21 protein-coding genes and 1 pseudogene are annotated in these 19,277 nt (G+C 59.0%); 6 read left to right on the top strand and 16 right to left on the bottom strand.

The features are described from left to right. Nucleotides 1-76 precede the first annotated feature (76 nt). Nucleotides 77-1,129: an NAD(P)-dependent alcohol dehydrogenase gene (locus JFU11_RS11555; RefSeq protein WP_201060657.1), complete on the top strand. Its 1,053-nt coding sequence runs from the start codon at nt 77-79 to the stop codon at nt 1,127-1,129. Here JFU11_RS11555 and JFU11_RS11550 read toward each other — a convergent pair. The 5 genes from JFU11_RS11550 to JFU11_RS11530 all read right to left on the bottom strand — a co-directional run bounded on the left by JFU11_RS11550 (nt 1,126) and on the right by JFU11_RS11530 (nt 6,299). Then, entirely contained in the window at nt 1,126-1,929 is an 804-nt protein-coding gene (locus JFU11_RS11550; RefSeq protein ID WP_008012044.1) for an IclR family transcriptional regulator, read from the bottom strand. The two genes, JFU11_RS11555 and JFU11_RS11550, sit on opposite strands and share 4 nt — an antisense overlap. A gap of 60 nt (nt 1,930-1,989) precedes the next feature. Then, on the bottom strand, nt 1,990-3,300 hold the full coding sequence (locus JFU11_RS11545) for an MFS transporter (protein ID WP_123723108.1): 1,311 nt from the start codon (nt 3,298-3,300) through the stop codon (nt 1,990-1,992). A 172-nt stretch (nt 3,301-3,472) separates the two neighbouring features. Continuing rightward, nucleotides 3,473-4,621 (bottom strand): galactonate dehydratase, encoded by a 1,149-nt coding sequence (gene dgoD, locus JFU11_RS11540; RefSeq protein ID WP_007903915.1) that lies wholly within the window; start codon nt 4,619-4,621, stop codon nt 3,473-3,475. A 45-nt stretch (nt 4,622-4,666) separates the two neighbouring features. Then, entirely contained in the window at nt 4,667-5,287 is a 621-nt protein-coding gene (locus JFU11_RS11535; RefSeq protein ID WP_123723106.1) for a 2-dehydro-3-deoxy-6-phosphogalactonate aldolase, read from the bottom strand. 19 nt (nt 5,288-5,306) lie between these two features. Next, nucleotides 5,307-6,299 (bottom strand): 2-dehydro-3-deoxygalactonokinase, encoded by a 993-nt coding sequence (locus tag JFU11_RS11530; RefSeq protein WP_201060656.1) that lies wholly within the window; start codon nt 6,297-6,299, stop codon nt 5,307-5,309. A gap of 193 nt (nt 6,300-6,492) precedes the next feature. Between JFU11_RS11530 and JFU11_RS11525 the strand changes: the two genes are divergently transcribed. Continuing rightward, nucleotides 6,493-6,936, top strand: a complete 444-nt coding sequence (locus JFU11_RS11525) for a hypothetical protein (protein WP_123723104.1) — start codon at nt 6,493-6,495, stop codon at nt 6,934-6,936. Between the two features lie 55 nt (nt 6,937-6,991). On the opposite strand, the gene JFU11_RS11520 is transcribed toward JFU11_RS11525, so the two are convergent. The 5 genes and pseudogenes from JFU11_RS11520 to JFU11_RS11500 all read right to left on the bottom strand — a co-directional run bounded on the left by JFU11_RS11520 (nt 6,992) and on the right by JFU11_RS11500 (nt 10,025). Then, nucleotides 6,992-7,489: a hypothetical protein gene (locus tag JFU11_RS11520; protein ID WP_187326508.1), complete on the bottom strand. Its 498-nt coding sequence runs from the start codon at nt 7,487-7,489 to the stop codon at nt 6,992-6,994. 7 nt (nt 7,490-7,496) lie between these two features. Continuing rightward, nucleotides 7,497-8,228, bottom strand: a complete 732-nt coding sequence (locus tag JFU11_RS11515) for an alpha/beta hydrolase (RefSeq protein WP_123723103.1) — start codon at nt 8,226-8,228, stop codon at nt 7,497-7,499. 6 nt (nt 8,229-8,234) lie between these two features. Continuing rightward, complete coding sequence (locus JFU11_RS11510; RefSeq protein WP_201060655.1) at nt 8,235-8,729, bottom strand: PAAR domain-containing protein; 495 nt, start codon at nt 8,727-8,729, stop codon at nt 8,235-8,237. Then, nucleotides 8,726-9,388: pseudogene (locus JFU11_RS28315) on the bottom strand (hypothetical protein). The gene JFU11_RS11510 and the pseudogene JFU11_RS28315 overlap by 4 nt, the downstream one beginning before the upstream one ends. Nucleotides 9,389-9,542: 154 nt before the next feature. Beyond that, a complete protein-coding gene (locus tag JFU11_RS11500; RefSeq protein WP_123723100.1) occupies nt 9,543-10,025 on the bottom strand; it encodes a GNAT family N-acetyltransferase in 483 nt (160 codons plus the stop codon). A gap of 220 nt (nt 10,026-10,245) precedes the next feature. Between JFU11_RS11500 and JFU11_RS11495 the strand changes: the two genes are divergently transcribed. The 4 genes from JFU11_RS11495 to JFU11_RS11480 all read left to right on the top strand — a co-directional run bounded on the left by JFU11_RS11495 (nt 10,246) and on the right by JFU11_RS11480 (nt 12,089). Continuing rightward, entirely contained in the window at nt 10,246-10,899 is a 654-nt protein-coding gene (locus JFU11_RS11495; RefSeq protein WP_123723099.1) for an HD domain-containing protein, read from the top strand. Nucleotides 10,900-10,995: 96 nt separating this feature from the next. Then, nucleotides 10,996-11,310, top strand: coding sequence for a hypothetical protein (locus tag JFU11_RS11490; protein ID WP_123723098.1), 315 nt, complete (start codon nt 10,996-10,998; stop codon nt 11,308-11,310). A 55-nt stretch (nt 11,311-11,365) separates the two neighbouring features. Then, complete coding sequence (locus JFU11_RS11485; protein ID WP_123723097.1) at nt 11,366-11,620, top strand: hypothetical protein; 255 nt, start codon at nt 11,366-11,368, stop codon at nt 11,618-11,620. An 88-nt stretch (nt 11,621-11,708) separates the two neighbouring features. Continuing rightward, a complete protein-coding gene (locus JFU11_RS11480) occupies nt 11,709-12,089 on the top strand; it encodes a Rho termination factor N-terminal domain-containing protein (protein ID WP_201060652.1) in 381 nt (126 codons plus the stop codon). Between the two features lie 115 nt (nt 12,090-12,204). Here the strand turns inward: JFU11_RS11480 and JFU11_RS11475 are convergent, their stop codons facing one another. The 6 genes from JFU11_RS11475 to araG all read right to left on the bottom strand — a co-directional run bounded on the left by JFU11_RS11475 (nt 12,205) and on the right by araG (nt 19,264). Next, nucleotides 12,205-13,134 carry a PfkB family carbohydrate kinase gene (locus JFU11_RS11475; protein WP_201060651.1) on the bottom strand — a complete coding sequence of 310 codons (930 nt, stop codon included), beginning with the start codon at nt 13,132-13,134 and terminating at the stop codon, nt 12,205-12,207. After that, a complete protein-coding gene (locus JFU11_RS11470; protein WP_123723095.1) occupies nt 13,127-14,593 on the bottom strand; it encodes a cytosine permease in 1,467 nt (488 codons plus the stop codon). Before JFU11_RS11470 ends, JFU11_RS11475 begins: the two co-directional genes overlap by 8 nt. Nucleotides 14,594-14,811: 218 nt before the next feature. Further along, entirely contained in the window at nt 14,812-15,810 is a 999-nt protein-coding gene (locus JFU11_RS11465) for an ADP-ribosylglycohydrolase family protein (protein ID WP_201060650.1), read from the bottom strand. Then, nucleotides 15,807-16,520 carry a GntR family transcriptional regulator gene (locus tag JFU11_RS11460; RefSeq protein WP_123723093.1) on the bottom strand — a complete coding sequence of 238 codons (714 nt, stop codon included), beginning with the start codon at nt 16,518-16,520 and terminating at the stop codon, nt 15,807-15,809. The genes JFU11_RS11465 and JFU11_RS11460 overlap by 4 nt, the downstream gene beginning before the upstream one ends. 221 nt (nt 16,521-16,741) lie before the next feature. Then, nucleotides 16,742-17,710, bottom strand: coding sequence for an L-arabinose ABC transporter permease AraH (araH, locus tag JFU11_RS11455; protein WP_123357792.1), 969 nt, complete (start codon nt 17,708-17,710; stop codon nt 16,742-16,744). Between the two features lie 9 nt (nt 17,711-17,719). Continuing rightward, nucleotides 17,720-19,264 carry an L-arabinose ABC transporter ATP-binding protein AraG gene (araG, locus tag JFU11_RS11450; RefSeq protein ID WP_123723092.1) on the bottom strand — a complete coding sequence of 515 codons (1,545 nt, stop codon included), beginning with the start codon at nt 19,262-19,264 and terminating at the stop codon, nt 17,720-17,722. Nucleotides 19,265-19,277: the final 13 nt, after the last annotated feature.

Below are 19,277 nucleotides of genomic sequence, written 5' to 3'. Positions count from 1 at the left end.
GAATCGCCATGGCCGGTAACCCGTGCGGTGCCCAGAATTGCTCGCCTCACCTGTCACTGCTTTTGCGAGGTTCACCATGTACACCGCCATCGGATACGCCGCTCAGTCAGCCACCACTCCCCTCGCCCCGATGAAATTCGAACGCCGCAGCCCACGGGCCGACGACGTTGCGATCGACATTCTTTACTGCGGCGTCTGCCATTCCGACATCCATCAGGCACGCAACGAATGGGGCATTGCTGTTTACCCGCTGATGCCCGGCCATGAGATCGTCGGAAAAGTCACCGCGGTCGGTGCGAATGTTACCCAACACAAAGTCGGCGATCTGGTCGGCGTCGGCTGCATGGTCGACTCGTGCCGCCACTGCGAAGCCTGCAAGGCGGATCTGGAGCAATACTGCCTTGAAGGCCCGACCATGACGTATGCCACCCCGGACCGGGTCGATGGCAGCAACACCATGGGCGGTTACTCCGACAGCATCGTGGTCCGCGAGCACTTTGTCGTGCGTATCCCGGAGAAACTCGATCCGGCCAGCGCCGCGCCGATTCTGTGCGCCGGCATCACCACCTACTCGCCGCTCAAGCACTACGGCGTCAAGGCCGGCGACAAGGTCGGGATTCTCGGTATGGGTGGCCTCGGTCACATGGGCATCAAGTTCGCCAAGGCAATGGGCGCTGAAGTGACGTTGTTCACCCGCTCGGCGAGCAAGGCTGAAGAAGGTCGTCGTCAAGGCGCGGACCACGTGATCGTGTCCACCGACGCAGAACAGATGAAAGCCGCCGCAGGACATTTCGACTTCCTGCTGGACACCATTCCGGTGCAGCACGACCTCAATCCCTACCTCGATACGCTGCGTTTCGACGGCGTACACATTCTGGTGGGCTTGATTGAACCGATCGATCCACCGGTTCACGCTGCCAAACTGGTATTGGGTCGTCGTGTGCTGGCCGGCTCGCTGATTGGCGGCATCGCCGAAACCCAGGAAGTGCTGGATTTCTGCGCAGAGCACGGCATCACCTGCGACATCGAAATGCTCGACATCCGCCAGATCAACGAGGCTTACACCCGCATGATTGCCGGTGACGTGAAGTACCGCTTTGTCATCGACATGGCGACGCTGAAGGTTTAAACCTTCAAGCCGAGCTCCGCCGACAGCCGGGCTGTGACCCCTTTGATCAGGGGAATCAGCTCGGCCATTTTTTCCAATGGCATGTACGGCACGGTGCTGGCGATGCTGATACCGGCGACGATGCGCTTGCTGGCATCGCGGATCGGCGCCGCCACGCAGCGGATCGACGGTTCGTTGTCTTCCAGATCGAACGCGTACCCGCCGGCCACGTACTCGATCATGCGCTGCTGAAACTGCTCCCAGGATTGCTCCGGGTGCTGTGGCCAGAACTGATTTTTCCCACCCACCGGCAAGCTGATTTCGTACAGCCGTTGCCATTCTTCCTGCGTGTCATCGAGCATCAACGCCTTACCGATCCCGGTACGCGCCAATGGCATGCGATGACCGACTCGCGAACGCATTTCCGGACCGTTGCGCCCGGGATTTTTATGCAGGTACAGCACCTCGTCGCCTTCACGAATCGCCAGATGAATGGTGTCGCCGGTCAACGCCGACAACTCATCCAGATACGGCCCCGCCAGCGTTACCAGCGGCAGCTCTTCACGAGCCTGGAAACCCAGCTCGATCAGTTTCGGCCCCAGCAGATAACCGACTTGCGGCACCACCCGCAGATAACGCTCATCCACCAGGCAACTGGCCAGACGATGAGTGGTGCTGCGCGTCGTGCCGATCAGCCGGGCGATTTCCTTGAGATCGCGGGCGCCACTGGCCACGGCCTGAACCACACCCAGGCCACGAAGCAGTGTCTGGGTGCCAGTCGGCGCAGCGTCCTTGGCGATTTTTGGGGCGTCTTCCTGCATATCCAGCCTTTACCGTTGAGCGAGTGAACGGGCGGCATTATGGTCGCCCGATGGCCGCGACTACAACTTGATACGCTCGACCTTGCCCACCAGCAACACGTAGGAAAGCGCACCCAACAACGCCAGAACCGAGATATAGGTAATCGCCGGGGCAAACGAATCACCGGAAGCGAGGAAGCCGATGACGATGGGCGTGGTGATCGCCGCCAGGTTGCCGATGAAATTGAACACCCCACCGGTCAATCCAAGCAAGCGCGCCGGGGCCAGTGTCGACACCAACGACCAGGTAATCGAAGCCAGGCCGTTGCCGAAAAAGGCCAACGCGAGGAAGGCAATCACCAGCGGCGTCGATTCAACAAAGTTGGCACCGATGATCGAAGTGGAGATCAGCAGGCCGCCAATGATCGGCAACTTGCGGGCGAAACCCACTGTGTAGCCGCGACGAATCAAAAAGTCCGAGAAGAACCCCGAACACAGCACGCCGACGAAGGCCGCCAGAAACGGTAGCGACGCCAGCAAGCCAGACTTGATGAAGTCCATGCCGCGATATTTCACCAGGTAGGTCGGGAACCACGTCAGGAAAAACCACAGGGTCGAGTTGAGGCAGAACTGACCGAGGTAGATACCCCAGAGTTTGCGTTTGGTCAGAACGATGCCGAGATCGGTCCAGCTGAATTTCGCCTTGGCCTTCGCGGTTTCTGCCTGGATATCCACTAAGCCGCCGCCTTCGCGGATCAATTCGATTTCAGCGTCGTTGGCGCCCTTGAAATCACGCGGTTCGCGATACACCGCGTACCAGATCACCGCCCAGATAATGCCCACCACGCCAGTGCTGACAAACACCATGTGCCAGCCATATTGGTGCTGCAGCCAGGCCAATACAGGCGTCAGGAACGCCAGACCAACGAATTGCCCGGACGTGTAGAAACCAATGGCCGTGGCACGTTCGCGCTCGGGGAACCAGGTCGTCACCACGCGGCTGTTGATCGGATACGCCGGCGCTTCCAGCGCACCGACGGCCATGCGCAGCACGAACAGTGCGATGAAACTGGCAGCGAAGCCAAGCATCACCGTGGCCAGTGACCACAGCAACAGCGCGACGCTGTACAGAATGCGCGGCGGTACCCGATCCACCAGCCAGCCACCGGGAATCTGCATGGCGGCGTAGGTCCAGCCAAAGGCTGAGAAGATCAGCCCGACGTGGATCGGATCGATGCCCAGATCGCTGGTCAGCGCCGGGGCGGCAATCGACAGGTTGCTGCGGTCCAGGTAGTTGATCACCACCGTGATGAACAACAGGACCATGATGAAAAACCGCTTGCGGCTCGGCGTCACCAACGACGCCTGCCCGGTGAGGGTTTGCGGTTGCATGGGGGGGTGCCTCTTCTTATGTTTATTGAGGTCAATTTGAAGACTTGCGGTGTACCCTGTGGGAGCGGGCTTGCCCGCGATGGCGGCGGTACATTCAGCATTGATGTGACTGACAAGACGCTATCGCAGGCAAGCCCGCTCCCACAGGGATTTGTGTTGAGTCAGGAGGAAATCACCACTCGGCAAAACTACCATCGGCATGGCGCCAGATCGGGTTGCGCCAGCGGTGGCCTACGGCGGCGCGTTCGATCACGTATTCCTCGTTGATCTCGATGCCCAGGCCAGGCCCGTTGGGTATTTTCACGAAGCCCTTGTCGTAGTCGAACACCCGCGGATCCTTCACATAATCGAGCAGGTCATTGCTCTCGTTGTAATGGATGCCCAGGCTCTGTTCCTGGATGAACGCGTTGTAGCAAACCGCGTCCAGTTGCAGGCATGCCGCCAGGGCAATCGGACCCAACGGGCAATGCAGCGCCAGTGCCACGTCGTAGGCTTCGGCCATGTTGGCGATCTTGCGGGTTTCGGTGATGCCACCTGCGTGGGAGGCATCGGGCTGGATGATGTCGACGTAGCCTTCGCTGAGCACCCGCTTGAAGTCCCAACGCGAGAACAACCGCTCGCCGAGGGCAATCGGTGTGCTGGTCAGCGGTGCCAGTTCTTTCAGCGCTTCGTAGTTTTCGCTGAGTACCGGCTCTTCGATGAACATCAGTTTGTACGGGTCGAGTTCCTTCATCAGCACCTTGGCCATGGGCTTGTGCACCCGACCATGGAAGTCCACGCCGATGCCGACATTCGGGCCGACGGCATCGCGTACGGCGGCGACGTTGGCCAAAGCCAGGTCGACCTTCTCGAAGGAATCGAGGAATTGCAGTTCTTCGGTGCCGTTCATTTTCACCGCCGTGAAACCACGGCTGACCGCTTCTTTCGCGGCGCGAGCGGTGTCCGCCGGGCGATCACCACCGATCCATGAATAAACGCGAATCTTGTCCCGCACCTGACCACCCAACAGATCGCTGACCGACACACCCAAAGCCTTGCCCTTGATGTCCCACAACGCCTGGTCGATGCCGGCCAGGGCACTCATGTGGATCGCGCCGCCACGGTAGAAGCCGCCACGGTAGAGCACGGTCCAGATGTCTTCGATGTTGCGTGGGTCTTTGCCGATCAGGTAGTCAGACAACTCCTCAACCGCAGCAGCGACAGTGTGCGCGCGGCCTTCGACCACGGGCTCACCCCAACCGGTCACGCCCTCGTCAGTTTCGACCTTGAGGAAGCACCAGCGCGGCGGAACGATGAAGGTAGTGAGTTTGGTGATTTTCATCTTTTATCTCTCTTATAGATGTAGCGCGCTCGGCGCCAAAAAGTCTTAATGCAGAGCGTTCCATGCAGCGACATACGCCTTGGCGTTTACTGCCACTTGCTCAGGTGTCATGCCCGGTTTGAACAACCCGGAGCCAAGGCCGAAACCTTTGACGCCGGCCTCGACAAACACCTGCATGTTGTCCGGCGTAATCCCGCCTACCGGCACCAGCACCGTCCCTGCCGGCAACACCGCCAGCCAGGCTTTCACAACAGCAGGGCCCATTTGTTCGGCCGGGAACATCTTCAGCACATCCGCCCCTTCGGCCAGCGCCGCAAAGGCTTCGGTCGGCGTCGCCACACCCGGCGACAGGAACAGCCCCGCTGCCTTCGCCGAACGCAACACCTTGGCATCGCTATGAGGCATGACGATCACCTGACCGCCCGCCGCTTTCACTTGCTCTACCTGTTCCGGCGTCAACACCGTGCCCGCCCCGATCAGGCAATCGGCGGGCAAGGTACTGCGCAGGATGCGGATACTTTCGTACGGCTCGGGGGAATTAAGCGGCACTTCGATAACGCGAAATCCGGCCGAGTACAGGACTTCGCCAACAGCTGCCGCTTCTTGCGGACGCAGGCCACGCAGGATCGCGATCAGACCGTTTTGTGCCAGTGCTTGCTTGAGCATGTCAGACCTCCAGTCAGGTTTAACGGGATGGGGGTGTCGTGATCAGTCCGGCGGCGACCGCCAACTGCCACAACCCGCGTTCGGTGGCCTGCTCGGCCAGGGTCACTCGGGCAAAACCGCAGGCGTCGAGCACCCGGCTGTAGCGGGCGCAGAGTTGGGTGTTGCCGATGAGGATGATCGAAGGCAGGTGCACGCTGTTGCGCCGGTGCCGTTGAACGTTGGCCAGGGCCGACAGTTCATGGCCGATCAACAGACCGGACAGATAGTCCGGCTGAGCGACGGCGCTGAGTTCGCCGGTCAGCCCCAGGCTGCGGGCACTGAACAGCGTCGACAGCGGCCCGATCTCGCCGTCCGCCGACAAGGCCACCCGCACGCCACGATCAAACGCTTCGCCATCGAAAGACGCGCCGCGCTGCTGAGTGCGCCCCAGAATGCTGTGTTCACTGAGGACGGCGAAGACTTCGCCAGTCATGAAAGTATCGAAATGCGCGATGCAGCCATCGGCCACTTCCACCCATTTCGAATGGCTGCCCGGCAAGCCGATCAACAGATCGTTGCCCGCCCCGCTCGGCAGATTCTGCAACACGCCGAGGACTTGGGTTTCTTCGCCGCGCATCACGTTCGGCAAGCGCGAACGCTGAATCACGCCCGGCACGATGTGCACATCGACACCGCGAAGACTGCGAACGGTTTGTAGGGAAGTTCCGAGATTGGCGACGTTCGCCGGCGTGTCGCAGTAGGCCGCTTCGCGCCAGCCCTGAGCACTGCCGACCATACCGCAAGCAATCACCGGCAAATCGGGCTGTGCGTCAAGCCAGTCACCGCACGCCTCATCGAAGGCCAATTCAAAACCGTCGGCGCATTCCTGGCCGGCGATGATTCGCGGCGTCTTTGGCAACTGCATGATCCCGGACGACAGCGAACGCTGTTCCAGCACCTGGCCGCCGAAGCCGAGTTTGTAAGCACGTAATGAGGTAGTCCCCCAATCGAGCGCGATCAATTGCGCCAGCATCGCTTCACCTGTTTTGTTTTTTGGCAGTGAGTGAGCTGGACTATAAACCTGGACGAAGGTAAATCTCAATATATAAATATCACTCCCATATTGTGGGATTTACAAGTGTGACAAGATTTTCTCCGACAACGCTCTAAAATGCCGCCCTGCGCCCATGCGGGTGCCAGCCTCCCCGAATATTCAAGGAAGAAACATGAAAACGGCTCTAAAGGTATTGTTGGTCTGCGGTGCGCTCTGGATCAACGCTGTGTTCAGCGCAGCACCAGCATTGAAGGAAGGTGACATCTGGGCCTACAAAACCCGCCCCGGTGAAGAGGCCTCTACGTTGACCATTCTGAAAATCGAAAACTATCCAAAATATGGCAAGGTCGTGCACATCAGGGTCGACGGCATCCGGATGATCAACCCGGTAGTCGGCAATGAATTCAATGAAATGCCTCACCTGCCCTTCCAGGCCAAAGCTCTGCAACGCAGCCTCACTCGCCGTGTGGGTGAGACCGCAGAGATTCCGGATTTCAGTCAGGGGTATACGTACTGGAAAGCGGCCTTCGATGAAGGGAAGGCCGGCGCTTTCAAGATCACCGTACGGCAGACACTTGATGGTTTGCTTAGTGGTAATTGGGAAATGACGGAGTGACAAGGCCGCTTACTCTTTGAAAATTCGGCGAGCCTCATCGGGGAAGTTTGTATTGTTATTTTTTAGCAGCGGCCTTCACCAACTCCCCGGCCGGTACATGCATGACATTTGAGAAATATGTTTTGTACGTAGTGGTATGAACTCTAAACACACAAGAAATATAATCACGACCTTCCAACAATGGGACTAACGTCTCGCCTTGCAAATACTTCTCTCCTCCCTTGCCGCTTTCAGACTCGCTAAAAATCACATCAGCTTTATAGGTTGCTTGTGGATTACCCACAACCTTTTCAACAAAACCGAAACCGGAGCGCCTAATGTGATGCGCCTGAGAGAAATCCATATCATCTTCCAGCGAACATACAAGCCCTTCGCCAATTCGCGACTTGAACAAATCAAGAATCGCTATATCAGACGTAAAATAAATCTGATAGATACTTGTATCTAGAAATTGTTCAGTTTTTGAGTACTGGAGCGTAGCGATAGGCTTTCCGTGATTTAAAGAACAGGCTGAACTCATTAAAATTACAAAAAAAAGAAATAGCTTACGCATCCAAACATCACTCCCTGAAATAGCTTAAAATCGACTCATTGAATATCTGACGAGCCGATTTTCCGGTTGGCAATACCTGCATGAACATTAGATTGGCATCCGCGTGGTTGATATCGACCCTGCCCATGACATTCGGACCTTGGGTGATTTCCCATTGTTCACCGAAGTCTGCAACCAGATCCGAAAAATTCCAATCGACAGCAGCAGCACGTATATTCACCCAGTACTCGGCTTTCGGCTTTGGCTCTCGCTTGTAAATATTTGAAATACCGTAAACAATTTCACCCTCACCTACAGGGTCCAAAGTCATCAGCATCTTTACTTTAAATCCTCTTTCGGTCAATACACTGGATAGATGAGCGCCATTCCACCCACCGAGACTATGACCAACAATGTAAACCGCCGTGGAGCAATTGGGTATCCGACTGATTACATTCTTCTCTAAGTCTTCATCACTAATGAATGCATTATAGCTGAGAGACCACGAAGGACAGCGACTTAATACATTCAACTTTTTTGCGTCCGCAACAGTTACATCACGAACATAACCAATATTATTATTTGGACCAGTAAGATAATAACTTTCTTGATCCCCCGCACCACCGATAAAAAATATAACCAGATCCCGCAATCCAACGGAAACCTGCTTGACGGACTGATCCGTCTTGCATGTGAGCGTATGCGTTTTCACCTCTCTTTTCGCCAAAGGTGCTTCTACTGTCGCGCTTTCATCAGGCATACCTGATCACTCCACAAACAATTTAATAGTTTCAGCCAAATGCGAACTGACGGTATGGGTGAATCCGGACGCATCCGTGATGCCATGCTCCTCACTGCCGTCACCACGCTGAATGGTGTAGGGGTGGTAGGGAACGGGCTCTCCGGTCGCTTCGTTAACCACCTGCAACCTGTCAGTAAAATGCACCGGCATCGGCAACAACCCACTAAACGCCGCCCCTCCGCCACTCTGGCCAATAATCACAGTGCCAGAGCCGCCAACCACCACGTTGCCATGGCCGCCCGTGCTGTCGAGCGTTGCAGCATTAAGGCCGTTGATGAATACCGTGCCAGACACGGCGCCGGTGATCGGGCTGCCGCAAGCGGATTTGTCGGTCATGCGGGCAGCGCCGAGACCGTCGAAGAACACGTCCGGGGAGCCGGCCACGATCGGGTTGGTGCCATGGCCTGGCAACGGGCACGCGGTCGGGTCGGTGACGCGCGCAGCAGGTTTTCCACTCAAGTCAAAGCTCCTTGCTTCTGAGGTTCAGGGTGAGGCTGATAAATATCAATGTCGGTCGCGGCGAAGCACCAACGGTTCTCGACCGGGTCGAACAGCGCATGACAATCGTCATGGCTGTCGGGGGATGAAACGTTGTGAAGGGTTTGCCAAACCTCGGCAACTTGCCATTTCAGATCTGCATCCGAGACGCTATCGAGGTCATTGAGCACGGTGTTGTAGTCGCGCAGGCCGATCCGGTCATAGGACGTCCGCAACAGTCTGGCCATCTGCGGGCCGAAATCGATGTAATGCTCTGCGGTCCATTGGCCGATGTCGGAATAGACGTACCAGCCCATGGGCGACAGCGTGCCGTCGTTCAGTAGCGATTGATCCGCCGGAGCGACGAAGCCACAGCAGACGTGCAGCGTCAGCCAGCCCTAATGTTCCTGGATAAAAGGATTCGGATCGAACGTGCGAAGCGGTATGACACGGTACTCCTCGAGACCGCGACTGCGCGTCATCAACTCGGCGTCCAGACGCGAAACAAACACCTGAATTGCCTTACCGCTCGCGCGGTTGAGGGTGCAAAGGATGTCCACCGGCTGGCGATGGCGGTCGTCCGTGGAGCCGAGGTTTTTCACCAGGCCATACAGACGCATAGTCGCCCGAAGTCCGCTCATCGCCGGTCACTCATTGACGCGGCGAAGGCTCCACGGGCGTGGAGAAAGAGTGCAAAAGGCATTGCAGGTGTCGTCCGTGAGCGCGCAAAGGGCGCACAGAATGCCGGACTAGAGCGGTGCGAACAACTGATTCATGTCAGATAGCCACCAGTAATCAACGTCCCTCGGCAAACTCGCGCAACACCGCCCCATCCATCCGATACCGCACCCACTCTTCCTGCGGCTGTGCGCCGAGGGATTTGTAGAATTCGATCGCCGGTTTGTTCCAGTCCAGCACGCTCCATTCGAAACGGCCGCAGTCATTGGCGCAGGCGACTTTCGCCAGATGGCGCAGCAAGGTTTTACCGGCGCCGCCGCCCCGTTGTTCAGGCGTGATGTAGAGGTCTTCGAGGTACAGGCAGTTGCTGCCCAACCAGGTGGAATAGCTGAAAAAGAACACCGCAAAGCCAATCGGCAAGCCATCGCGCAGGCAGATCAGGCCATGGGCGGTGGCGCCCTCGCTGAACAGGCTACGCTCGATGTCGGCGACGCTGGCGATGACTTCGTGGCGGGCACGTTCGAAGTCCGCCAGTTCAGTGATGAACGCGAGGATTTGCGGAGCATCGCTGGGGGTTGCCGGGCGGATTTCGATCGTCATGAACGTGCCTTGTCAAAAATTGAAAACGCCATACTAAGTCCGCGCGCGGCGCTCGTCACATTTGAAAGCAAAACGTCATGTAGCATTGATGTTTTGTGGCGCTTTGTATGAACGGGCCAGCCTGCGAAATCAGCGTGACTGTACTGACGTCTTCGCGGGCAAGCCCGCTCCCACAGGGTGCTCATTGATCACAAAAACCGAGTCGAATCCAAGGACTTTTATGACCACTGCCGCTTTCGCGCCGCTGCACACTCTGGCTTCTGAACTGCTGCCCCACGCGCTGGAACCTGGCGAGGACGGTGCCCATGATCTGTCGCACTTACAGCGGGTGTGGCACAACGTGCGCACGCTTCATGCAGAAGAAGGCGGTGATCTTGAGGTGCTGCTGGCAGCCGTGCTGTTGCACGATTGCGTGGCGGTAGAGAAGAACTCGCCGCTGCGCTCACAGGCATCACGACTGGCGGCGCAGAAAGCTTCGACAGTTCTGATAGCCATGGACTGGCCTGGCGCAAAAATCACTGCGGTCGTCCATGCCATCGAAGCCCATAGCTTCAGCGCCAACATCACGCCCATCACCCTCGAAGCGAAAATCATCCAGGACGCCGACCGCCTGGACTCCCTTGGCATGCTCGGCGTGGCGCGTACTTTCTACATCGCCGGACGCATGGGCAGTGCGTTGTACGATCCTTTGGACCCAGAGGCAAAAAAACGGGACTACGACGACAAACGTTTTTGCCTCGATCATTTCCAGACCAAGCTGCTGCACCTGGCGGACGGTTTCCAAACGACCACCGGTCAACGTCTGGCACAGATTCGTCACGAACGCCTGAAGGGTTTCATGGAGCAGTTCAAAGAAGAAATCGGTGTCGATTAATCAGCCAGAACGACACCACTCGTCGTTCATCAGGCACCAATCCAGGTCAGAAAGGACCAATATCGGGTAAGGACTCTAATCAACGGAGACGACACCATGATCACGTCCCGACTGACCACCTTCGCTCTCACCACATTGCTCACCTCTGTCGCGTTCGCCGCGACCAGCTCTTCCGGGACCGACCCGACCGATCCAATCGAAAGGCCCGAATCTGCGGCCACCCAAGGCATCGACAGCGGCCGGTCGCCTTCTCCGACGGCCACAGACCCACGGATTTATCACGACGACGCAGGCGCTCAGGGCGGGATGATTACACCCGGCACCCAGACTCCCGATAACGCTGGAACCGGCGTCGGCTCGAAAACCACCACCGGTGGCTCGGGCTCCGAAGGCCGTAGCGTCAATCAATAAGTTCGCCGATGCGAGGGAACATGCAATACCTACCCATCCTGACGAAGAGGTAACCATGAACGTTGATAAAAACCTGGAAAAAGAAGTCCTGACCCGCCTGCTGCACGCCCACCCAAATGGCTTGGGCAAGGAGGTTCTGGACAATTACCGGGGGGAGAGAGTCGTGGCCAGCACGCTCGCGACTCTGCAGGAACGCGGGCTGATCCAGCACGGTCATGTGGTCTGCAACGAAGCCGGCGAGCACTCGTTGAACCTGCCGATCAAACTCAGCGCCGCTGGGGTTGAGGAGGCGCGCAAGCTGGATGTCTAACCGATAGCGCTGCAACAGGTTGCGATCTTTTGCCTGTGAATGCTTGAAGCGCAAAAGATCGCAGGCTCCTACAACCAGGAGAAATCCCATGCCTCGTGGAAGTAAAGACAAATACACCGCCGAGCAAAAACGCAAGGCCGAACACATAGAAGAAAGCTACGAGCACAAAGGCGTGTCGAAAGATGAAGCCGAAGCTCGAGCCTGGGCCACGGTGAACAAGCAGTCGGGCGGAGGTGAACGCGCCGGCGGCTCGGGGCGCAAGAAGCCGGCCAGCGCCAAGTCTGCAGATCGCAAGGAATCGGCCCGACGTGCGGTGGCCACCCGTGAAGGCAAGCCGCGCAGCAGCAAGGCTTCGCGCGATACGCAGACGGTGGACAGCCTGATGAAAGAAGCCCGGGCGAAGAAGATTCCAGGGCGCTCGAGCATGCGCAAGCAAGAGTTGATCGAGGCGTTGCGCAAGGCGGGTTGAAGGTTAGGATTGAGGGTGAATTTGAGGGCCTCATCGCGGGCAAGCCCGCTCCCACAGGGGATTTGTTAACGACACAAACCCATGTGGGAGCGGGCTTGCCCGCGATAGCGGTGGATCAGACGCCGAAAGTCTCGCGAATCAACGCATCCACCTCAGCCGCCCCCGGCGAAGTCGCCGGCCCCCAGCGAGTGACCGCCAACGCCGCAGCCGCATTCGCCCGCCGCGCCGCTTCGACTGCCGATAATCCGTACGCCAACCCGGCGACAAAAACTCCCGCGTGAGCATCCCCGGCGCCATTGCTGTCCAGTGCCACGACCTTGAATCCCGGCACATGCTGGTGATTGCCGCGCTGGCTGATCCAGCACCCTTGCGGCCCATCGCGTACCACCGTCAACACTTCGGTCGGCAGATGATCCGCCAGCCGATTCAATGCCCCGCCGATGTCCGTCGCCCCGGTAAACCGCTGCGCCTCGACACGGTTGCTGGTCCACAGATCGATGCGTGGCAACAAGGCCTTCATCAGTGGCGCGTCCGGTGAATCCGCCAATGGCCCCGGATCGAACACCACCTTGATCCCGTCCGGCAAATCCAGCACCCAATCCACCAGCGCCTGAGCCTTGCCGCCATGCAGCAGGCTATAGCCGCTGACATAGACAAAATCGCCCGCCTCGGCTGGCACACTCGCCAGGTCTTCGGCGGTCAATTCGCCTTCGGCACCGATGCAGGAAATGAACGTGCGCTCGGCCGAGGCTTCGGTCAGCGCGACGCACAGCCCGGTGTCGCGCTCGGTGCTCTGATCGATGCCGATCCGAATGCCTTCAGCCGTCATCGCCTCTCGGGCCATGTCGCCGAAACGGCCCTGGCCATGGCCACCGAGGTAGACCACCGGCAAGCCGTTTCGCCGGGCCGCAGCCATCACATTGAAGCCACCGCCAGCCTCGAAACGGGCGGTTTGCGCCAGCACGTCACCGCCCGACTGAGGCAACTTATCCACGGCCATGACCAGATCGATCATGACCTGGCCGGTGTGCAGCATTTTAGGCATGAGCCGGCTCGATCAACGCGGCGCGGCGGTCCTTGGCACCGCCGAGTACCCAGTAAATGCCACCGGCCACCAGGAACGTCACGATCCAGCCCAGGCCGTTGTGGCCCAGCCAGGAGTCGGACAAAAAGCCGCGGAACCAGACATCTTGTTCAGTGGTGCCAATGGTGGTGAAGCTGAAACCCAACACAATCGCCAGCGCCCATGCACCGAAGGCGCGCCACTCGACGCCGCCGCGATACCAGTAGGCGCTGCTCGGGCTGACGTCCAGCAGGTCTTTGGGGCTGTAGTAATGCCGGTGAATCAGGTCGATCACAAAAATTCCGACCCACGCCGTGATCGGCACGGCCAGCAAGGAAATGAAGGTGATGAACGGGCCGTAAAAACTCTCGGCGATCAGCATGAAGTAGATCGAACCGGCGAAGATCGCAATGATATCGAGCACCACCGCATACACGCGCTTGACCTTCAGGCCGAGGGTCAACGTGGTCAAACCGGCGGAGTACACCGACAGGTTGTTCGACAGCAGCAGCCCGCCGAATGCGGTGATCAGGTACGGCACGGCCATCCAGGTCGGCAGCATGTCGCGGATCGCGACAATCGGGTCAGTCGCCGAGGCCAGATCATTGTTGCCCACTGACAGCAAACCACCGAGGGTGATCAGCAGCACCAGCGGAATCCCCGCACCGAACGCCGCCGACGCCACCAGACGCACGGCTTTGACGCTGCGGTGCTGGTAGCGTGACATGTCGGCACCGGCGTTGGCCCAACCAATCCCGGTGCCAGCGGCCATGGTGCCGATGCCGATGATCATTGCGCTCAGGGGCGCTGGCGTCGCATTGAACACGGCGCTCCAGTCGATGGTCGCGCAGAGGAAACCGCCGACCAGGATGTTCAACGCACCGAACACGTAGGTCGCCCATCTCTGGATCACCAGCAACGTGGCGTGACCGAGGCCGGATACCGACAACGTCAACAGTACAAATATCGCGATGAACACCAGGGTCAGCAGCGGCGCGCTTTTGGCTTCCACCGGCGAGCCGAACAGAATCGAGCACAACGACAGCAAGACGAACGCGGCGGTGGTGGTATTGACGGTTTCCCAACCCAGACGCGACATCAGTGAGACCAGGGTCGGGCCGATATTGCCGCGCACACCGAAGATAGCTCGCGACAACGTCAGGCTCGGTGCGCGACCACGGCGACCGGCAATGGAGATGATCCCGACCACCGCGAAAGAGCCGGCGGCACCGAGGATGGCGACGATGATCGCCTGCCAGATCGCCAGGCCGCGGAAGGCCACCAGGGTGGCGCCCAACGGCAAACCAAGAATGGAAATGTTCGCTGCGAACCAGACCCAGAACAGTTGCAGTGGGTGACCGTTGCACTCCCCTTCCGGCACCGGCTCGATGCCACGGGTTTCCAATTGTCCGGCACTTTGTCCGGTGTTCGATGAACTCATGAAAACTGCTCCTGTTGCCATTGTTGTGATTGTGGGCAATTCGGAAGTCGACATAACTTTCCGGCGGTCCTGGCCATATCAGTGCGCTCCATTGCGGATGAAAAATTCAAATATGCGGTGCGCCTATCGCGGGCAAGCCCGCGATGACGTACGGCGTGCATCTCAAGGTTTGTACTATTCCTGTGGGAGCGGGCTTGCCCGCGATGGCTTTAGTACAGTCAACGCAAGGCCAGCAGCCCCTGCACCAACGGTTCCAGCTGCAAATCATTTACCGCTTTAACCTGCTCGATCATCGCCACCGGCCAACTCTCAAGCCCCAGACCAGCCCCAAGCATGGCGCCGAGAATTGCCGCGATGGTGTCGGTATCACCGCCCAGACTGGCAGCCATGCACAGCGCTTCGAAGGCACTCATCTCATCAATGGCTACTTGCTGAGCCAGCGCAAACGACACCACCACCGATTCCTGCGAGGCCACCGACGTGCCAATCACGTCGTACAACAAGTCCGCCAGCAACGCCTTGTCGCTGTCGACGCTGATGCTCCGCGCCCAACTGATCCGCGAAGCGATACGTCCGCCAGCGACCCAGTGGCCATGGCTTTCGGCTTGCTGAGCGATCTGCTGGCCGAGGTTCAATGCCTCGCCCAGGTCCAAGCCGTTGATCCCGGCAGAAACCACCGCCGCCACCGCCGCCGCACTGGCAATTCCCAGCGTGGTGTTGTGGGTCACCTGACAGGCTTGCACCACGGCGCGGATGAAACGTTCGGGATCGGCAACATCGGCCGCAATCCCCACCGGCGTGATGCGCATCGCCGCGCCATTGGTGGTGCCGTGGCGGCCGGCCTCTTCTAGCGAGTGGCCGGCGAGGATCATCTCGATCGCGCGCTTGGTTGAGGGGCCGAGCAAATCCTGCGAGCCCTTGGCCTGCATCCCGGCTTCCCATTCGATCAAGCGCCGGGCCAGCACCGCCGGTTCGATCCAGCCCTCGCCTTCAATCAATAACTGACCTACCAGGATCGCCTGTTCGGTATCGTCAGTGATCGAGCCTTTGGGCATGTTTGCAGCGATCGGTTGATCCGGGCCAGCGTCTTGCAGATCGGTGATCTCGCCGAAGCGCGCCTTGATCTCGGCGCGGCTCAGGGATTGTGTCGGCATGCCCAACGCATCGCCCAGGGCCAGCCCATAGAAGGCGCCCAGCGCACGGTCGAGCGCGGTCATTTTGAAGTTCCAATTTGCAGGTGCAGACGAAAATGCACCGGATCGAGCAGGCTTTCGACCTGTTCCATGAAGCGGTTCTGACGATCGTAAGTGGTGCGCAGGGCCTTGAGGAACACCGTGCCCTCCGGGCGCCCGAGCAATTCGGCGTCTTCGGCATTCAAGGGTTCGGCGCCGATCCACTGATCCCCGTGATCGCCAATGTAGCCGTAGGCGGCCAATGTGATGGTCAGGGAGTCATCGATCAGACCGACTCGCGGCAGGCCTTCCAGGCCTCCGGTGGCGGGCATCAATGAACGTTCAAGGGACACCAGCGTGCCATCGGTGCCGCGACGACGACGGTCGAGGGTGATGAACTGATCGATGCCGAAACGTGGTAGCAGGTCAGGACGGCTGACCGCCTCCAGCCGCAGCACTTCGGTATTGATCAGCGCTCCATTGTCGGCCAGCGCCTGGGCCCAGCCGCTGCGCTGATCGAGCACCACACCGTCGAACGTGACGATGGACCCCACCCCGCTTTGCGTAGCGATGTAGTGGCGCCGTTTCAGTTCGGCCAGGGCTTCACGCAGCGTGCCTCGGCTGACCTTGAATTCTTGAGCCAACTGATGTTCGCCCGGCAATAGAACGCCGTCCTCCATGAGGCCGTTTTCAATGCGCCGGACGAGCTCGTCGAGCACCTGTTGTTTCTTGTCAATTCGTAGCGGTCTAATCATGTACACCTCGGGTGTACCGTCATAGCTGAAACGGGTTGGGGCGAGCAAGGGATATTTTGTGAAAGTGGGTGAAGGATCTTCCAAATGATCGTTCCCATGCTCCGCGTGGGAATGCCTCAATGGACGCTCTGCGTCCGCTATTGGGACGCGGAGCGTCCCGGGCTGCATTCCCGCGCAGAGCGTGGGAACGATCGGTGACACCCCACTCTCACAAAGGAAAATCAGCGTTGTTTCAACCGGTCGATCACTACCGCCAGCAGCAAGATCGAACCGCGAATCACATACTGATAAAACGTATCGATATTCTTCAGGTTCATCGCATTCTCGATGATCGCCAGAATCAGCACCCCGGCAATCACATGCCGAATCATCCCGATCCCGCCACTCAGCGATACCCCGCCGAGCACGCAAGCCGAGATCACCGTCAGCTCGAAACCCTGGCCAATCATCGGCTGACCGGACGTCATGCGCGACGCCAGAATCACCCCGGCCAATGCACCGATCACACCATGTACGGCGAAGATGATGATCTTGGTCCGGTCGACATTTACGCCGGCCAGCAACGCTGCTTCCTGGTTGCCGCCGATGGCCATGGTGTTGCGCCCGTAGGTGGTGTAATTCAGCAACCAGCCGAAAAACAGGAAGCAGACGATGGTGATCAAAATCGGCACCGGCACACCGAACAACTGACCGTTACCGAAGACGAAGAACTGCTCCTGCGAAACGCCCACCGCTTTGCCGTTGGCAAAAATGTAAGCCAGGCCACGCACGATCTGCATCGTCGCCAGCGTGGTGATCAACGCATTGACCCGCAGCTTGGCGATCACGATTCCATTGATCAGCCCGACAATCAGCCCCATCACCAGCGCCGCACTCACGCCAAGGAACACGCTGTCGGTGTCGCGCATCACCACCGCCGCGACTACGCCGGCACAGGCAATCACCGAGCCCACCGACAAGTCGAAATGCCCGGACGCCAGGCAATACAACATGGTGCACGCGGCAATCCCGGTAGTGGAAATCGCCAGACCCAGGCCACGCATGTTCAGTGGCGACAGGAAGTTGTCGATCAGCAAGGTGCAGAGCACAAAGATCCCCACGGCCGCCAGCAGCATCACCCAGTCATCGAGAAAGCGCCGCAAGTCCAGCGGTTTGCGCGGGGTTGGCAAAGCATTGTTTTGGATGGTCATAGTCACCTCTCAGTTCGCCACGTCGGCAGCGCGTTGGCGTGGCAACGCCAGTTGCAGCAGGTTGGATTCATTGGCTTGTTCGCGGGTCAGTTCGCCGCGCATCGCGCCTTCGCAGAGCACCAGGATGCGGTCGGAAATGCCCATGACCTCCATCAGGTCGCTGGACACCACAATCACCGCGATGCCGCTGGCCGCCAGGTTATGGATGATCTGGTAGATCTCGGCTTTTGCACCGATGTCGATGCCCCGGGTGGGCTCGTCGAGCAGCAGGACTTTCATTGGCATCGACAGCCAGCGACCGAGAATCGCCTTCTGCTGATTGCCGCCGGACAGGTACATGATTTTCTGCGCCGCGTTGGGCGTCTTCACCTTCAGCGCCTTGATCTGCTTGTCGGCATTGTCCTTTTCCCACAAGCCGCGCAGCAGGCAGCCGAAGGTGGAATGGGCGCCACGAGCGCTGATGTTGATGTTCTCGGCGACGCTTGCGAGCGGCAGGATGCCTTCCTTCTTGCGGTCCTCGGGACACAACAGAATCCCCGCCGCAATGGCATCGCGCGGCGAACGCAGTTTCAGTTCACGACCGCGCAACTCCAGGCGCCCGGCGGTGTTGCGCGTGAGCCCGCTGAGCATCCGGAACAGCTCGGTGCGCCCGGCCCCGACCAGGCCGAAAAGCCCGAGGACTTCGCCCTTGTGCACCTCGAAACTCACCGGCTCACGCAAGCCCGGCCCCAGTAATCCGTCGACCTTGAGCGCCACTGCGCCGCGCGGACGGCTGCGATAATCGTAGATATCCTGAATGTCGCGACCGACCATGCACGTCACCAACTGATCATGGGTCAGCGCGCTCATGTCCTCGAAGGTGCGCACGAAACGACCATCCTTGAACACCGTCACCGCGTTGCAGATACGGAACACTTCTTCCATGCGATGGGAGACGTAAAGCACCACTTTGCCTTCGTCGCGCAGGCGCCCGATGATCGCCATCAAGCGATCGATTTCCCGCGCCGACAGGCTGCTGGTGGGTTCGTCGAATGCAATCACATGCGCGCCACGGGACAACGCCTTGGCGATTTCCACCAGTTGCCGCTGGCCGAGGGATAGACGCCCGACTTTCTCTTGCGGATCGATTTCATCGGCCAGGCCTTTAAGGCAGGCCAATGCCTGTTGCCGCAAAACGCCGCGTTTGATCAGGCCGAAACTCGCCGGTAGATGGCCGAGAAACAGGTTCTCGGCGACGGTCATTTCTGGCACCAGGTGCAGCTCCTGATGGATCACCGCGACCCCGCTGCCAATGCTGTCGGCAGTGGACTTGAAGATCCTCCTCTGCTCGCCGATCTGTAGATCGCCGCTGCTCGGCGTGTAAGCACCACCAAGGATTTTCAGCAGCGTGGATTTACCGGCGCCGTTCTCGCCCATCAAGGCGTGAACCTGCCCCGGGTGGGCAACGAAGCTGATGCCGTCCAGCGCCTTCACCCCGGGAAAGGTTTTGCCGATCCCGTTGAAGCGCAGGCTGCCGCCAATGCTCTGTTGATCTGTCTGTACTTGTGCGTGCATAAACCCACCTCAT

It is taken from the genome of Pseudomonas sp. TH37 (assembly GCF_016650735.1).
Lineage (GTDB): Bacteria > Pseudomonadota > Gammaproteobacteria > Pseudomonadales > Pseudomonadaceae > Aquipseudomonas > Aquipseudomonas farris.
Note: the sequence above shows the minus strand (reverse complement) of the source record. Positions and strands in the feature narration are given on the sequence as shown.

Excerpts from the sequence above, each read along its gene's own strand:
- JFU11_RS11460 (WP_123723093.1), bottom strand. The coding sequence starts at position 16,520 with ATGATTAGACCGCTACGAATTGACAAGAAACAACAGGTGCTCGACGAG.
- JFU11_RS11515 (WP_123723103.1), bottom strand. The coding sequence starts at position 8,228 with ATGCCTGATGAAAGCGCGACAGTAGAAGCACCTTTGGCGAAAAGAGAG.
- JFU11_RS11475 (WP_201060651.1), bottom strand. The coding sequence starts at position 13,134 with ATGCCTAAAATGCTGCACACCGGCCAGGTCATGATCGATCTGGTCATG.
- JFU11_RS11465 (WP_201060650.1), bottom strand. The coding sequence starts at position 15,810 with ATGACCGCGCTCGACCGTGCGCTGGGCGCCTTCTATGGGCTGGCCCTG.
- JFU11_RS11535 (WP_123723106.1), bottom strand. The coding sequence starts at position 5,287 with ATGCTCAAGCAAGCACTGGCACAAAACGGTCTGATCGCGATCCTGCGT.
- JFU11_RS11555 (WP_201060657.1), top strand. The coding sequence starts at position 77 with ATGTACACCGCCATCGGATACGCCGCTCAGTCAGCCACCACTCCCCTC.
- JFU11_RS11490 (WP_123723098.1), top strand. The coding sequence starts at position 10,996 with ATGATCACGTCCCGACTGACCACCTTCGCTCTCACCACATTGCTCACC.
- JFU11_RS11545 (WP_123723108.1), bottom strand. The coding sequence starts at position 3,300 with ATGCAACCGCAAACCCTCACCGGGCAGGCGTCGTTGGTGACGCCGAGC.
- JFU11_RS11525 (WP_123723104.1), top strand. The coding sequence starts at position 6,493 with ATGAAAACGGCTCTAAAGGTATTGTTGGTCTGCGGTGCGCTCTGGATC.
- JFU11_RS11500 (WP_123723100.1), bottom strand. The coding sequence starts at position 10,025 with ATGACGATCGAAATCCGCCCGGCAACCCCCAGCGATGCTCCGCAAATC.
- JFU11_RS11495 (WP_123723099.1), top strand. The coding sequence starts at position 10,246 with ATGACCACTGCCGCTTTCGCGCCGCTGCACACTCTGGCTTCTGAACTG.
- JFU11_RS11480 (WP_201060652.1), top strand. The coding sequence starts at position 11,709 with ATGCCTCGTGGAAGTAAAGACAAATACACCGCCGAGCAAAAACGCAAG.
- dgoD (WP_007903915.1), bottom strand. The coding sequence starts at position 4,621 with ATGAAAATCACCAAACTCACTACCTTCATCGTTCCGCCGCGCTGGTGC.
- JFU11_RS11470 (WP_123723095.1), bottom strand. The coding sequence starts at position 14,593 with ATGAGTTCATCGAACACCGGACAAAGTGCCGGACAATTGGAAACCCGT.
- araG (WP_123723092.1), bottom strand. The coding sequence starts at position 19,264 with ATGCACGCACAAGTACAGACAGATCAACAGAGCATTGGCGGCAGCCTG.
- JFU11_RS11530 (WP_201060656.1), bottom strand. The coding sequence starts at position 6,299 with ATGCTGGCGCAATTGATCGCGCTCGATTGGGGGACTACCTCATTACGT.
- JFU11_RS11550 (WP_008012044.1), bottom strand. The coding sequence starts at position 1,929 with ATGCAGGAAGACGCCCCAAAAATCGCCAAGGACGCTGCGCCGACTGGC.
- JFU11_RS11485 (WP_123723097.1), top strand. The coding sequence starts at position 11,366 with ATGAACGTTGATAAAAACCTGGAAAAAGAAGTCCTGACCCGCCTGCTG.
- JFU11_RS11520 (WP_187326508.1), bottom strand. The coding sequence starts at position 7,489 with ATGCGTAAGCTATTTCTTTTTTTTGTAATTTTAATGAGTTCAGCCTGT.
- araH (WP_123357792.1), bottom strand. The coding sequence starts at position 17,710 with ATGACCATCCAAAACAATGCTTTGCCAACCCCGCGCAAACCGCTGGAC.